Origin of the sequence: Polynucleobacter cosmopolitanus (assembly GCF_002224225.1) — a bacterium.
GTDB classification, from domain to species: domain Bacteria; phylum Pseudomonadota; class Gammaproteobacteria; order Burkholderiales; family Burkholderiaceae; genus Polynucleobacter; species Polynucleobacter cosmopolitanus.
Window position 1 is genome coordinate 253,243 of record NZ_NJGG01000001.1, and the last position, 15,200, is coordinate 268,442.

Sequence of the window (15,200 nt, forward strand, 5' to 3'; positions counted from 1 at the left end):
AAGGACTATCGAGATCTTCGCCTTATTCTTACTTAAGGCCTCTTTTGAGCCGTTTTGTGACCTTAAATAGTGCAAGGTCATCAAAGAAAACCAAGCCAACGGCCAATGATTGTCCAAAACTCCTCGGGAATCAGCAATAAAGCATAAGTCATGGTGACATATCGTACAAACTTGCCAACGGCCATATAAATCATGCAAGAAAGCCATGGCAATCTGAGCCAACCAGCGACCGCGCACAAGGGATCCCCAACAATCGGTAACCAAGATAGCAACAAGGCTGGGGGGCCTAGCTTTTCGAACCATCCCAATAATTTGTGGTCTCTGGGGCCCAAAAGCTTCTCATGCGCCTTGCTAGCCCCGTAACCCATTAACCAGTTCAGCATGCCGCCCAGAGTGTTACCCGCGGTAGCAACAAAAACAGCTGGCCAAAACATTTCTGGGTTTAACTTGATGTAACCAAACAAGACTGGCTCCGACCCCAGTGGCAAAAGGGTGGCCGATACAAATGAAATCGAAAAAACAGCCGGCAAGCCCACCGTGGGTAGAGAAAGCCAAACCAAAAAATTATGTAAATTGATATCCATGTTTGAGCATTTTAGGCTTTTGCCGTGATACGCTCACAGGATGCCTAAAGATTATTTACGAAAAATATTGACCGCCAAGGTCTATGACGTTGCCCGAGAAACAGAGCTTGAACTAGCTTCACACCTTTCCGCGCGCATTAATAACAAAGTCTTGCTTAAAAGAGAAGATAACCAACCGGTTTTCTCCTTTAAGTTAAGGGGTGCTTACAACAAAATGGCTCATTTGAGCCCTGCAGACCTCAAGCGTGGGGTCATAGCAGCATCAGCAGGCAATCATGCCCAAGGTGTGGCTTTAGCCGCAGCAAAATTGGACTGCAAAGCCATCATCGTGATGCCCACCACCACGCCTCAAGTAAAAATTGATGCGGTGAGTGCTCGCGGTGGCAGCTCCGTCAAAATTGTTTTGCATGGCGATTCATACAGCGACGCCTATCAACACGCCCTATCTCTTGAAAAGAAACACCAGCTCACGTTCGTCCACCCCTTTGATGACCCAGATGTCATTGCAGGCCAGGGAACAATCGCCATGGAGATTCTGCAACAACACCAAGAGCCAATTGATGCCATTTTCTTGGCCATTGGTGGCGGTGGGTTGATTGCAGGTGTTGGCGCTTACATCAAAGCTATTCGTCCAGAAATCAAGGTCATTGGTGTTCAAACCGTTGACTCTGATGCCATGAAAAAATCTTTGGAAGCCGGTCGCAGAATTGAATTAAAAGATGTTGGTCTTTTTTCAGACGGCACAGCTGTCAAACTGGTTGGCAAAGAAACTTTTAGACTTTGCCAGCAAGTGGTTGATGAAATCATCACTGTTGATACAGATGCTATTTGTGCAGCGATCAATGACGTTTTTACGGACACGCGCAGCATCCTGGAGCCCGCTGGAGCGCTTGCGCTTGCAGGTCTGAAGGCATACGTTGAGCGCGAGAAGTGCAAGAACCAAACTTTGGTTGCGGTTGCTTGCGGTGCGAACATCAACTTCAATCGACTCCGCTTCGTGGCTGAAAGAGCCGAGGTTGGCGAATCCAAAGAAGCTGTTTTTGCCGTCACCATTCCAGAACAAAGAGGTTCATTCAAACGTTTCTGCGAACTTCTTGGTGAGCGCAACGTCACAGAGTTCAACTATCGCATTGCCGATGCTGATCAAGCTCATATTTTTGTGGGCATCGCCACACAAAAAGCTTCTGACAGCGCCGTCATTGCCAAATCATTCACCAAATCTGGTTTCAACACCATTGATTTGACTCAAGATGAATTGGCCAAGTCACACTTGCGCCATATGGTTGGTGGGCGTTCACAGTTAGCAAAAAACGAATTGCTTTATCGCTTTGAGTTCCCAGAGAAGCCTGGTGCTTTGATGAAATTCTTAACCAGCATGGCGCCCAACTGGAACATCAGTTTGTTCCACTACCGAAACCATGGCGCGGATTACGGACGCATTTTGATTGGTATGCAAGTGCCTTCAAGTGATAAAAAAGAATTGAAGAAATTTTTAGCAGGTCTTGGCTACCCACACTGGGACGAAAGCGATAATCCTGCTTACAAACTTTTCTTGGCATAAGCATGGCGTTTTCACTTGAAGGCAAATTAGTTGTCGCCATTTCCTCGCGGGCCTTATTTGATTTTGAAGAAGAGAATCAAATATTTGAAGCCAGCGATGACAGCGCCTACATGCAACTTCAATTGAACAGAATTGATCTGCCCGCCAAACCTGGAGTTGCCTACCCATTGGTCAAGAAGTTACTGACCTTTAACGAAGGTGGCCAACAAAATGTGGAAGTCGTGATTCTTTCTAGAAATGACCCAGTGAGTGGTTTGAGAGTTTTCCGCTCTGCCAAAAATGCCGGCCTAGCCATTGAGCGCGGGGTATTTACCCGAGGTCGCGCCCCGTATCACTACTTAAAATCTTTGCAGGCCAATCTTTTCTTATCCGCCAACGCTGATGATGTGCGCGCGACATTGGATGCTGGCTTTCCTGCAGCCATGGTGTTTCCTCAAAGTAAACAATTGGCTGAATCTAATCCAGATGAAATACGCATCGCTTTTGACGGAGATGCTGTTTTATTTTCAGATGAAGCTGAAAGAATTTTTCAGGCCAAAGGGCTGGATGCATTCGTTGCCCATGAAAGCCATAAAGTTGAAACACCCCTACCACCGGGTCCGTTCAAACCTTTACTAGAAGCGCTGCATCGCCTGCAAGTTTCAGCTAAAAAATCTGGTCAACCAATGAAGATCAGAACTGCCTTGGTCACAGCCAGATCAGCCCCCGCCCACGAGAGAGCGATCAGAACTCTGATGGCTTGGGGTGTCACAGTTGATGAAGCGATGTTTCTTGGTGGTTTAGCTAAAAAAGATTTTTTAAAAGAATTTCAACCTGACTTTTTCTTTGACGATCAACTGGGTCACTGCGAATTAGCATCAGACGTTGCCCCAACAGGTCAGGTTCTTTCTGGCATTGCCAATCAAATCAAATAATCACATGAGCACTCTAGATCAAGCACCATTGGGCAAAAACTCTGACAACCCAAGTCAATACAGCCCCGAACTTCTATTTCCAATCGCAAGAACTGAAAATAGATTAAAGATTGGCATTAAAAATGCTGAGCCCCCATTTTTTGGCATTGATATTTGGAATGCCTATGAGCTCAGTTGGTTGAACGCAAAAGGAAAGCCTCAGCTTGCAATTGCGACCTTTTTTGTTCCGGCCAACTCACCAAACATCATTGAATCAAAATCGTGGAAGTTGTATCTCAACAGCTTGAACAATCATTGCTTCCAATCAAACGAAGAATTAATTCAAACACTCAAGAACGATTTATCCAAAGCTGCTGGTGCCAGTGTTTCTGTGCAATTAAATTCACCAGAACAGCAATGCACAAAAGGCATGAAGGAGATGGCTGGAAAATTGTTGGATCGATTAGATTTAGAGATTGACCCCAAGCAATTGCCGGATGCCGCCTTGCTCACATCAGACACAAGCCTAGGCATTGTTGAAGAATCGTTGGTCAGCCATCTACTGCGCTCTAACTGCCCAGTGACCGCTCAACCTGATTGGGCAAGTATTCAAATCAATTACGTTGGCCCAACCATTGATGAAGAAGGTTTACTGCGCTATCTGATTTCTTTTAGAGAACATCATGAGTTTCATGAGCACTGCGTTGAAAAAATCTTCATGGACATCAAAGAAAAATGCCGCCCTAGCAAGCTATCGGTTTACGCCCGATATACACGCAGAGGCGGCATTGATATCAATCCATTCAGAGCTGATTACAACGCTGAGTGGCCGGACAATGTCCGGCACTCACGTCAATAATTAAAACGGAATATCGTCGTCAATATCGCTGATGCTTGGGCTGCTCATTGGAGCAGATGATCTGGGTGCTGATGAAGCAGATGAGCCTTGGCTTGGCATACCACCATCAGAAGATCCTGGCGCTTTACCACCCAACATTTGCATTGTTTCTGCAACGATTTCTGTGGAGTACTTTTCTTGACCACTTTGGTCAGTCCATTTACGCGTTCTTAAACGGCCTTCCACATAAACCTGTGAACCTTTTTTGAGGTATTTTTCTGCCACCTCAGCCACCTTGCCAAAAAATGCAACGCGATGCCATTCAGTGTTCTCACGCATCTCGCCAGATTGCTTGTCGCGGTAACGATCAGTGGTAGCAATTGAAATATTCGTCACTGCGTCACCACTTGGTAGGCGACGAGTTTCTGGATCACGGCCAACATTACCCACAATGATTACTTTATTAACTGATGCCATTTTTGTCTCCCGAAGAAAAGTTTGTTGTACCGAAATTGATCGAATTAAGTTGGTGAGCTAACCTTTGGAGGCAACTCTCTCATCGATAAAGCGATTATAAGCCAGGCAAAAATCAGTGCTGCACAAGCATAAAAAACACTTGATTCACCACCCCACTGCAATAACCAACCACCGCCCAATCCGCCAATGAATAAGCCAATTGATTGAGTGGTGTTGTAGATGCCTAAAGCAGTGCCTTTGGCATGACTTGCCCAGCGAGAAACCAAGGACGGTTGCATCGCTTCCAAAATATTGAACCCGATGAAATAAATCAGCACCGCTGTTGCAAGGGCTGGCAGGGTGTCAAAGCTGGCTATGATCAGCTGAGCAACCATCATAGAAAGAATGCCGAAGATAAAGGCTGGCTTGATACGTTTTCTTCTCTCGCTCATCATGATGATGGGTGCCATACAAGCAAAAGAAATCAATACAGCCGGTAAATAGAGATGCCAATGCGAAACCAAAGGCAAGTCGGCTTTGACCAATAACCTAGGCAAGGTCAAAAACAATGCGATTTGGGCTGCATGTAAAGCAAACACCCCAAAGTTCAATCTCAATAAATCAGTGTTTAAGAAAACATCAGAAAACTTCGCGGTAAAGGGCGTGTTCGATTTTTCTTGCTGCGGAACCACGAACAAGGCCAACAAAATGGCGCCCACCCCTAAAACAGCCATCAGATAAAACATGCCGTCCAAACCGATAGATTCATGCAAAGGAGAAGCCAAAACCAAGGATATGGCAAATGTCAGGGCGATACTGCCTCCAACCATGGCCATCGCTCTTGTGCGAGTTTCTTCTTTGGTTAAATCGGCCAACCATGCGGTCACTGCTGCTGAAACAGCACCAGCACCCTGAATCGCTCGCCCGACAATGACCCACATCAAATCATCATGGCTACCGGCTATAACAGCACCTAAAACAAACAATAAAAGTCCGACCACAACCACAGGTCTGCGACCGTACTTATCAGAAAGCATGCCTAGCGGGATATGCAGGCATGCCTGAACAAGGCCGTAGACCCCCAAGGCCAACCCGACTAAAAGGGCTTGATCACCACCAGGCAAGCCTTTGGCGTGCATGCTAAAGACCGGCAAGATCAAAAAAAGCCCCAACATACGAAGGGCAAAAATGCCGGCTAAAGCCAAAGATGCGCGAAGTTCTGTTTTTTCCATAAAGAAGAGCTATATTAACTGGTTACGCAGAGAAAAATCATGGATACGATAAAAATCAGAGGTGCTCGCACCCACAACCTTAAAAATATCAACCTCGATATTCCACGAAACCAGTTGGTGGTTTTAACTGGCCTATCTGGATCGGGTAAAAGTTCTTTGGCTTTCGATACGCTTTACGCTGAAGGACAACGACGCTACGTAGAATCTTTATCTGCCTACGCCCGTCAGTTTTTACAGTTGATGGAAAAGCCAGACGTTGACTCTATCGAAGGTTTATCACCTGCCATTTCTATTGAGCAAAAAGCCACCAGCCACAATCCACGCTCCACGGTTGGTACCGTCACTGAAATACACGATTATTTGCGTTTACTTTTTGCGCGCGCCGGAACCCCTCACTGCCCAGAACATCAACTGCCTCTTGAAGCCCAAAGTGTTTCACAAATGGTTGATGCAGTGATGTCAATGCCTGAAGACACCAAGCTAATGATCTTGGCGCCTGTTGTGAGCGAAAGAAAAGGCGAGCACGTTGATCTATTTGAAGACTTGCAAGCACAAGGTTTTGTGCGTTTTCGAATTCGCTCAGGTGGCGGCACTGCTTTACACAACAAAGCAAAAATATATGAAGTCGATGAGTTGCCTAAGTTAGTTAAAAACGAAAAGCACACCATTGATGTGGTGGTCGACCGTATCAAAATAAAAGCAGATATTCAGCAACGCTTAGCGGAGTCTTTTGAAACGGCATTGCGCTTAGCCGATGGCAGAGCCATTGCACTGGAAATGGACACCGATAAAGAGCAGCTTTTTTCAAGTAAGTTTGCCTGCCCTATTTGCTCCTACTCTTTACAAGAATTAGAGCCAAGATTGTTTTCATTCAACAACCCCATGGGTGCTTGTCCTAGTTGCGATGGTTTGGGTCATATCAGCTTTTTTGATCCAAAACGCGTGGTAGCGCACCCTGAACTGTCTTTAGCTTCAGGGGCCATCAAAGGATGGGATCGCCGCAATCAGTTTTACTTCAGATTGCTACAGAACCTTGCAAAGCATGCCAAGTTTGATTTAGAGGCGCCGTTTGAAGAGTTACCAAAGAAAGCGCAAGAACTACTTCTCTTTGGATCTAACAATCAAGATATTCCATTTGAGTATTTAAACGAAAAAGGTAAAGTAGTTATTCGAGAACACGCCTTCGAAGGCATTGTGGCCAACTTTGAGCGACGCTACAGAGAAACTGACTCACCAACCGTGAGAGAAGAGCTGGCGAAATATCAAAATAACAAACCCTGCCCAAGTTGCGAAGGCACACGCTTAAGGACTGAAGCCAGAAATGTCAAAGTGGGTGATGGCAAACAAGCTCGCGCCATTTATGAGGTCAGCAATTTACCCTTGGGTCAAGCACGTGACTACTTCCTCTCTTTGGAATTAAAAGGTGCCAAAAAAGAAATCGCAGGAAAAATCATTTCTGAAATCGGGGCGCGCTTAAGCTTCCTCAATGACGTTGGCTTAAATTATTTATCTTTGGATAGAAGCGCAGACACTCTTTCTGGTGGAGAAGCTCAGCGCATTCGCTTGGCCTCACAAATTGGCTCTGGGTTAACTGGCGTGATGTACGTTTTAGATGAACCTTCTATTGGTCTACATCAACGCGATAACGATCGACTCATTGGCACACTCAAGCACCTTCGAGATTTAGGCAATTCAGTGTTAGTGGTTGAGCACGATGAAGACATGATCAGAGCTTCGGACCATGTGATTGATATTGGCCCAGGTGCTGGAGAGCACGGCGGAAGAATCATCGCAGAAGGCACTCCAAAAGAAATTGAATCCAATCCAGATTCATTAACAGGCGCTTACCTTTCGGGCAAAGAAGCCATTCAGGTTCCTAAAAACAGAACTCCTGTTGGAGAGCATTCTTTAAAAATATTGGGTGCCACAGGAAACAACCTTAAAAATGTTGATGTTGAGATTCCTTTGGGATTGTTGACCTGCGTAACAGGTGTGTCAGGGTCAGGCAAATCAACCTTGATCAACGATACGCTGCATCATGCGGTTGCTCAGCATCTCTATGGCTCTAACGCAGAGCCAGCGCAACACAAAGAAATCATTGGTCTAGAACATTTTGACAAAGTGATCAACGTTGATCAATCTCCGATTGGCAGAACACCCAGATCAAATCCTGCAACCTACACTGGTCTTTTTACTCCGATCAGAGAATTATTCGCGGGAGTTCCAGCTGCTCGTGAGCGTGGCTACGAAGCCGGTAGATTCTCTTTTAACGTCAAAGGTGGCCGCTGCGAAACATGTGAGGGTGATGGCGTCTTAAAAGTTGAAATGCACTTCTTGCCTGATGTTTATGTTCCTTGCGATGTGTGTCACGGCAAACGTTACAACCGAGAAACTTTGGATATTCGCTACAAAGGTAAAAATATTCACGAAGTTTTATCCATGACCATTGAGCAAGCTCATGAATTCTTTGAGGCAGTACCAACGGTCAAAAGAAAACTTAAAACCTTGCTCGATGTTGGTTTGGGCTACGTCAAACTAGGTCAAAGTGCCACCACCTTATCTGGGGGTGAAGCACAACGAGTGAAGCTCTCTTTGGAGCTATCCAAGCGAGACACTGGAAGAACTTTGTATATTTTGGATGAACCTACCACCGGCCTTCATTTCCATGATATTCAGCTCTTGCTCAAGGTGATTCACACCCTCAAAAAGCATGGCAACACCATTGTTATCATTGAACATAATCTGGACGTGATCAAGACAGCTGACTGGATCATTGATTTGGGCCCAGAGGGCGGTGGCGGTGGCGGTGAAATCATCGCGGTAGGCACCCCAGAAAAAGTTGCTAAAGTAGCAAAAAGCTACACTGGCAAATACCTGGCCCCCTTATTGAAATAAGCCTAAAGACATATACTCTAGCTATGACTCATCAAACTTCTGCACAAAATCAGCGAGCCATTGATTTGGCTAGAGAAACTTTGGCCATTGAAGCTGAGGCCATTTTGACGCTTCAAAAAAATCTCACGCAAAAAAATGCTGAGAAATTCGCCTACGCCATTGAACTGCTCTTGGCTTGCACGGGTCGCATCGTGGTTTCTGGCATCGGCAAATCTGGCCATATCGGCAGAAAAATTGCAGCGACCTTCGCATCCACTGGTTCACCTGCTTTTTTTGTTCACCCAGCTGAAGCAAGTCACGGTGATTTAGGCATGGTTACCCAACATGATGTCTTTGTGGCATTTTCAAATTCTGGTGAAACCAGTGAGCTGACTGCCATTGTTCCTATTATTAAAAGAACTGGTGCAAAACTCATTGCATTGACAGGCAATCCAGAATCATCATTGGCATCACTGGCAGATTCACACATCAATGTGTCAGTAGAAAAAGAAGCCTGTCCACTCAATTTGGCACCAACTGCCAGCACCACTGCCGCTTTAGCGATGGGAGATGCTTTAGCAGTTGCACTACTCGATGCCAGAGGCTTTAAACCTGAAGATTTTGCGCGCTCACATCCAGGTGGCAACTTGGGAAGAAAATTACTCACCCACGTGCGTGATGTGATGAGAGGTGGATCAGAAGCGCCTCGCACAAACATCAAGGCAAGTATCACAGATGCTTTATTAGAAATCACTTCCAAGCGCATGGGCATGACCGTGGTGGTGGATGACTCACAAAAAGTCCTTGGCATCTTCACAGACGGTGATTTGCGTCGTTTGATCGAAAAGAACATTCAGTTTCAAGGCACCTCTTTAAAAGATGCCATGACCCCAAACCCAAGAACCATCTCCCCCGATCTTTTAGCAGCCGAAGCGGTTGAAATGATGGAGCGTCATCGCATCAATCAGCTCGTGGTTGTGGATGCAAATGGAGTTCTTATGGGAGCTCTTAACCTTCACGATCTTTTTGCAGCACAGGTTATTTAATATGTCGAATGCATTCAGCCCGATGGTCACCAACCCATACACAGAACACCCTCAAGCACTTGATCGCGCTGCGAACGTCAAACTTCTTGTTTTAGATGTGGATGGTGTTTTAACTGATGGCAGCTTATTGATCGGTCAAGATGGTAAAGAAGCTCTCAAGATTTTTGATAGTTTGGACGGTCACGGCATCAAGCTACTTCAGTCAACCGGTGTGATTGTTGCAATCATCACGGGACGCAATTCTTTGATGGTTGAAGGTCGAGCAAAAGAATTGGGCATCAAACATGTACAAATGGGTGTCTCTGAAAAATTCAAAGCTCTGCAAATATTGTTGGAGCAAACCAAGCTAACGCTGTCAGATTGCGCCGCCATGGGTGACGATTGGCCAGATTTGTCAGTACTGCCAAAAGTTCATTTTGCTGCATGCCCTGCTCAAGCACATGAAGAAGTGAAAAAACGTGTGCACTTTATTACCAAGCGCTCAGGCGGTGCCGGTGCAGTTCGTGAAGTTTGTGACTTGATCTTAGTGGCTCAAGACAACTATCAGCGCTTACTTCAAGAGTCTTTATAACCATGGGAATCCTGGCCCAGGTTTTAAAGTTCTTGCCAATGCTATTGATGGCATTCTTGACGCTGGGCACTTATTGGATGGTTCAAATGAACGAACCAAACCTAGATACCGAAAAACAAAAACGTCACGTTCCTGACTACATCATGGATGGTATTGTTGTCACCACTTTGGGCCCTGCAGGTAATACAAAATTTCGTGTGGTTGGTCAAAAGCTGACGCATTATGAAGATGATGCCAGCTCAGAAATTGATTGGCCCATCGCCAGAAGGTTTCATGAAACAAAACCTGCTATCACCGTTAAATCCGATAAGGGCTTTTTGGATGGTGACATGACAGTATTAGATTTGGTCGGCAATGCCAGTCTTACTCGCCCCGCTCAAGCAGCCACGGCAACACAAGCAGGTAGCGCAAGATTATTCATGAGCTCAAGCAAATTCACAGTGCTCATGAATGACGACATTGTTAAAACAAATCGCCCTGTTAATTTAGAGCAAGGTCAATCGATCATGACATCTCAAGAAGGTGCTGTTTTTGATAATGTTCATCAAAAACTAACCATGATTGGCCAGGTCAAGGGGCGCATAGAATCAGAATCCAAAGGTAATACACCGTGAGGTTTCGCCTAGCTACATATTCTTTTTGCTTGAGCATCGGTATCGCACTTGGGCTGCTTACCATCCCTGCACACGCGGAAAAAGCCGACAAAGACAAACCCATCGCCTTAAGCTCTGACAAAGCTCAATTTGATGACGTCAAACAGATTTACTATCTTGAGCGCAATGTTCTTTTAATCAAAGGCTCACTGATCATCAAAGGTGAAAAAGCTGAAGTGAAAATTGATCCTGAGGGCTATCAATTTGTCACCATTTTTGCCAAACCAGGGGAACTCGCCAGTCTTCGACAAAAAAGAGATACTGGATTTAACGATTTCATTGAGGGTTTTGCCGAGTTAATTGAATATGATGGCAAAACAGACATTGCCATCCTTCAGAAACAAGCCAGAATGAATCAAATATCTGGCCCGAGGGTCACCGATCAATTGCATGGCGACAAAATTCATTATGATGGAAACACTGAAAAATATAATGTTGTTTCTAAAGCATCTGTGAAATCAACCTTATCACCGCGAAGAAAAGAATTAACAGGACCTTCAAAATAATGAGCAATCACCAATCCACCCTAACTGCTATTGGTCTTCAAAAAAGATATGGTTCAAGAACTGTTGTTACCGAAGTAGGCGTTGAAGTAAAAAGTGGTGAAGTGGTGGGCTTATTAGGACCGAATGGTGCTGGCAAAACAACTTCCTTTTACATGATTGTTGGCTTGGTTCCATTGGATGGCGGTGAAATCACTCTTAACGGACAAGACATCACTCATTTACCAATTCATGAGCGAGCCAAGCTTGGACTATCTTACTTGCCTCAAGAAGCCTCTGTATTTAGAAAGCTGACGGTTGAAGAAAATATTCAAGCTGTTCTAGAGTTACAAGAAGAAAATGACCAACCACTTTCCAAAAAGGAAATCCAAAGCAGATTAGATTCATTGTTACAAGAATTACAGATTTCACATTTGCGCAGTAATCCAGCAATGTCATTGTCCGGCGGCGAACGTCGAAGAGTTGAAATTGCAAGAGCCCTGGCATCACAACCCAAATTCATTCTGTTAGATGAACCGTTTGCTGGTGTGGATCCAATTGCGGTTGGTGAAATTCAAAGAATTGTGCGATTTTTAAAAGATCGCCAAATTGGCGTATTGATCACCGACCACAATGTTCGAGAAACTTTGGGTATTTGTGATCATGCCTACATCATCAGTGAAGGTAAAGTGTTGGCCGCAGGCGAACCATCCGCCATCATTGATAACGAAGCCGTTAGAAAAGTCTATCTTGGCGAAAACTTCCGCATGTAATTTTTAAGCAAAAAACGTACCAATACAGCAATGACGGTCTAAAATGACCGTAACATGAAAGCATCTCTTCAGCTCAGATTCTCACAAAATCTGGCCTTAACACCTCAACTGCAACAATCAATCAAGCTCTTGCAGCTTTCAGCCATGGAGCTTGAGCAAGAACTGATTCAGGCGGCTGAACAGAATCCACTCATTAATTACGAATCTGAAACCAGCCTTTCGGATAAAGAGCCCTTAGAGAATTTTTCACATCTTAGCCTTGGAGGATCAAGGAGCAATCAATTCAGCGATGAAGATGATGATCGCCTTTCAAGAATTAGCTTGCAAGAATCTCTCCTTGATTCATTGATTGCTCAAATCAAGTTATTGCGCATCAGCTCTGAAGAAAAAGCCTTGGTGGGTTTTGTTGCCGGAAACCTCGATGAGCACGGCTACCTAGATACTGATCTAGAAGAGTTGGCGGAAGAACTTAAGCCGCACATGGACCCGGAGGATGGCAGCGCTCTTGAAGAGCTTTGGTCAGATTGCAACAACTTGAACCAGCCGGTGTTGGTGCCAGGGACTTAGCAGAATGCCTTCGCTTACAACTAGAAAACTTTCCCGCCGACCATCAATTAACCATGGCCTGGAAAATTGCTCACAAGATTTGTAGTGACTATCTTGATATTTTGGCCAACAAAGATTGGGCCAGAATTAAAAAGCTTTTAAAAATAGATGATGAAGACCTTCAAGACAGCATTCAATTAATCAAAACCTTAAAACACAACCCTGCATCAGGATTTGACACCCATGTTGATTCAACCCTGATTCCTGATGTCATTGTTAAAAATCATAAGGGACAGTGGACGGTCGTCCTAAACCCTGCCGCCGCTCCCAAAATAAGCCTTCACGAGGAATATGCAAAAGTTATCAAAGATAACCGCAATAAAGAGGGCATGGATGGTTTGCAGCAAAAACTGCAAGAAGCTAGATGGCTGGTTAAAAATGTGCTACAAAGAAGTGACACCATCTTAAAAGTTGCAAAAGCAATCGTGGATAGACAGCAAAACTTCTTCAATCATGGGCCGATCGCTATGCGACCGCTGGTTTTGAGGGAAATTGCAGACACGATTGGCATGCATGAATCCACAGTTTCTCGCGTAACCACTCAAAAATACATGGCCACGCCTGCTGGCTGTTTTGAATTCAAGTACTTTTTTGGCAGCCAAATATCCACCGATACTGGTGGTTCGGTATCGTCAACCGCCATCAGAAGCTTGATCAAACAGGCTATTGCCGAAGAAAACAAAGAAAAACCCCTCTCAGACACTCAAATCGTTGATCTGCTGGCTTCAAAAGGGTTTGTGGTGGCTAGACGAACCATTGCCAAATACAGGGAATCTCTGCGCATCCCTGCCGTTCATTTGCGTAGAAAACAATAGGGAGCAATAGATGAATATAAAAATCTTGGGTCATCACGTCGAAATCACCCCTGGGATGCGTTCGCATTTAGAAGACAAATTAAAAAAAATCAGCGGCCATTTCGACCAAGTACAGAACATGACGGTCACTTTGTCTATTAATAATGAAAAAGAGAAGGATCTTCGCAATCACGCTGAAATCACGCTTCACCTGAAAGGCAAAGACCTCTTTGCCGAGGCCCACAATGGCGATATGTATCACGCGATGGACTTAGTCGTAGACAAACTCGACAGACAAGTACTCAAGCACAAAGAAAAAGTGCAAGATCATCACCATCAAACCTTGAAAAACACTTGATTAAATAGGCCAAGGCAATCTTATAATGCACTCCACACATGAACGCCTTGGCCCAACTCATCACCCCCAACAATATCTCCTTAGATATTGAGGTTTCTTCTCGTGAAGAGTTATTTATTTTCATTGCACAACAATTTGAAAAAAATCACGGCATTTCAGCGAATTCAGTCATAGCTTGTTTAGAAGAGCGCGAAGCTCTTGGCTCAACCGCTTTAGGCAATGGCATCGCAATTCCTCACGGCAGAGTAAAGTTTCTTGAACAAGCTCATATCGGTTTTGTGCGATTGAAAGAAAGTATCAACTTTCATGCAACTGATAAGCAACCTGTCAAAGCATTGGTCATCATGCTCGTTCCTGAAGCCGCAACTCAAGCACACCTAGACATTCTTGCAAAAATAGCCCAAACCATTTCAAACAATAAAAATAAAAACATTCTGCTGACAGAGCCCAGTGCTGATAATATTTATCAATTACTGACCGCCTGGAATTAATCAAATGACCCAGCCACTCAATTTAGCCAGCGTCACCGCACAAACGCTCTTTGATGACAATATTTCTGAGTTGAAATTAAGCTGGATTGCAGGCCTTGAAGGGGCGGATAACAGCTTCAGCGCTGAAGCAGTCAAACTTGCTTCTTCATCATCAGATCTTGTTGGTCACTTGAATCTTATTCACCCAGACCGCATGCAGGTTTTTGGTGTTCCAGAAATCAACTATTACGAAAAATTAGATCCTGATAATCGCAAGCGTGAACTTGCAGGGCTGATATCTTTAAAACCGCCATGCTTGATCGTGGCAGATGGCTGCGAGCCTCATGATGACTTGGTACTTTATTGTCAAAGATCATCAACACCTTTGTTTAAATCAAGCACATCAGCCGCAGAAGTCATCGACCGCTTGCGCATGTACCTGACCAAAGTTGGCGCACCACGGGTCACCATGCATGGCGTATTCATGGACATCTTGGGCATGGGTGTTTTAATCACGGGTGACTCAGGCTTAGGTAAAAGTGAATTAGGTTTAGAGCTTATTTCAAGGGGTCACGGCTTGGTTGCTGATGATGCCGTTGATTTTGCCCGACTTGGCCCGGATTACATCGAGGGCCGATGCCCGCCAATCTTGAGAGATCTTTTAGAAGTTCGCGGTCTTGGTCTTTTAGACATCCGCACCATTTTCGGTGAAACAGCTGTTCGACGAAGAATGAAGTTAAGACTCATCGTTCAATTGGTTCGAAGAAATGATGGTGAGTTTGAAAGATTACCAATTGATGGTCAGTCAATCGATGTGCTTGGCTTTCCTATTCGCAGCGTGAAAATTCAAGTTGCTGCTGGTCGAAACTTAGCCGTGTTGGTTGAAGCAGCTGTGCGTAACACCATCTTGCAACTGCGTGGCATTGACACATTAAAAGAATTCATGGAACGTCAACGTCAGCTGATGGCATCAGAGGATGCCAATAAAAATCAAAGTCGTCTGATTTAA

The 15,200-nt window shown here is 44.8% G+C and carries 15 protein-coding genes and 1 pseudogene; 13 read left to right on the top strand and 3 right to left on the bottom strand.

Annotation, left to right across the window (positions count from 1 at the left end):
• Positions 1–80 precede the first annotated feature (80 nt).
• Entirely contained in the window at positions 81–584 is a 504-nt protein-coding gene (locus AOC33_RS01255; protein WP_089514794.1) for a YqaA family protein, read from the bottom strand.
• 40 nt (positions 585–624) lie between these two features.
• Between AOC33_RS01255 and ilvA the strand changes: the two genes are divergently transcribed.
• The 3 genes from ilvA to queF are packed head-to-tail and all read left to right on the top strand — an operon-like array spanning position 625 to position 3,897.
• The gene (gene ilvA, locus AOC33_RS01260; protein WP_089514795.1) at positions 625–2,145 is read left to right on the top strand and encodes a threonine ammonia-lyase, biosynthetic; all 1,521 of its coding nucleotides are present in this window, start codon (positions 625–627) and stop codon (positions 2,143–2,145) included.
• Positions 2,146–2,147: 2 nt separating this feature from the next.
• Entirely contained in the window at positions 2,148–3,059 is a 912-nt protein-coding gene (locus AOC33_RS01265) for a 5'-nucleotidase (RefSeq protein WP_089514796.1), read from the top strand.
• A gap of 4 nt (positions 3,060–3,063) precedes the next feature.
• Positions 3,064–3,897 carry an NADPH-dependent 7-cyano-7-deazaguanine reductase QueF gene (gene queF / locus AOC33_RS01270; protein ID WP_089514797.1) on the top strand — a complete coding sequence of 278 codons (834 nt, stop codon included), beginning with the start codon at positions 3,064–3,066 and terminating at the stop codon, positions 3,895–3,897.
• Here the strand turns inward: queF and ssb are convergent, their stop codons facing one another.
• Both ssb and AOC33_RS01280 read right to left on the bottom strand, forming a co-directional pair.
• Positions 3,898–4,353: a single-stranded DNA-binding protein gene (ssb, locus tag AOC33_RS01275; protein ID WP_089514798.1), complete on the bottom strand. Its 456-nt coding sequence runs from the start codon at positions 4,351–4,353 to the stop codon at positions 3,898–3,900.
• Positions 4,354–4,397: 44 nt separating this feature from the next.
• Positions 4,398–5,564 (bottom strand): MFS transporter, encoded by a 1,167-nt coding sequence (locus AOC33_RS01280; protein WP_089514799.1) that lies wholly within the window; start codon positions 5,562–5,564, stop codon positions 4,398–4,400.
• Positions 5,565–5,603: 39 nt separating this feature from the next.
• Between AOC33_RS01280 and uvrA the strand changes: the two genes are divergently transcribed.
• From uvrA to hprK, 10 genes and pseudogenes are all read left to right on the top strand, one after another.
• Positions 5,604–8,459 carry an excinuclease ABC subunit UvrA gene (uvrA, locus tag AOC33_RS01285; protein ID WP_180738070.1) on the top strand — a complete coding sequence of 952 codons (2,856 nt, stop codon included), beginning with the start codon at positions 5,604–5,606 and terminating at the stop codon, positions 8,457–8,459.
• 23 nt (positions 8,460–8,482) lie between these two features.
• Positions 8,483–9,484 carry a KpsF/GutQ family sugar-phosphate isomerase gene (locus AOC33_RS01290; protein WP_089514801.1) on the top strand — a complete coding sequence of 334 codons (1,002 nt, stop codon included), beginning with the start codon at positions 8,483–8,485 and terminating at the stop codon, positions 9,482–9,484.
• A gap of 1 nt (position 9,485) precedes the next feature.
• On the top strand, positions 9,486–10,055 hold the full coding sequence (locus AOC33_RS01295) for a KdsC family phosphatase (protein WP_089514802.1): 570 nt from the start codon (positions 9,486–9,488) through the stop codon (positions 10,053–10,055).
• A gap of 2 nt (positions 10,056–10,057) precedes the next feature.
• Positions 10,058–10,669 carry an LPS export ABC transporter periplasmic protein LptC gene (lptC, locus tag AOC33_RS01300; RefSeq protein ID WP_089514803.1) on the top strand — a complete coding sequence of 204 codons (612 nt, stop codon included), beginning with the start codon at positions 10,058–10,060 and terminating at the stop codon, positions 10,667–10,669.
• The gene (lptA, locus tag AOC33_RS01305; RefSeq protein ID WP_089514804.1) at positions 10,666–11,214 is read left to right on the top strand and encodes a lipopolysaccharide transport periplasmic protein LptA; all 549 of its coding nucleotides are present in this window, start codon (positions 10,666–10,668) and stop codon (positions 11,212–11,214) included. The genes lptC and lptA overlap by 4 nt, the downstream gene beginning before the upstream one ends.
• A complete protein-coding gene (gene lptB / locus AOC33_RS01310; protein WP_089514805.1) occupies positions 11,214–11,963 on the top strand; it encodes an LPS export ABC transporter ATP-binding protein in 750 nt (249 codons plus the stop codon). The genes lptA and lptB overlap by 1 nt, the downstream gene beginning before the upstream one ends.
• A 54-nt stretch (positions 11,964–12,017) precedes the next feature.
• A pseudogene (gene rpoN, locus AOC33_RS01315) lies at positions 12,018–13,384 on the top strand (RNA polymerase factor sigma-54).
• Positions 13,385–13,394: 10 nt separating this feature from the next.
• Positions 13,395–13,721, top strand: coding sequence for a ribosome hibernation-promoting factor, HPF/YfiA family (gene hpf / locus AOC33_RS01320; protein ID WP_089514806.1), 327 nt, complete (start codon positions 13,395–13,397; stop codon positions 13,719–13,721).
• Between the two features lie 38 nt (positions 13,722–13,759).
• Positions 13,760–14,212 (top strand): PTS sugar transporter subunit IIA, encoded by a 453-nt coding sequence (locus tag AOC33_RS01325; protein ID WP_089514807.1) that lies wholly within the window; start codon positions 13,760–13,762, stop codon positions 14,210–14,212.
• 4 nt (positions 14,213–14,216) lie between these two features.
• Complete coding sequence (gene hprK, locus AOC33_RS01330; RefSeq protein ID WP_089514808.1) at positions 14,217–15,200, top strand: HPr(Ser) kinase/phosphatase; 984 nt, start codon at positions 14,217–14,219, stop codon at positions 15,198–15,200.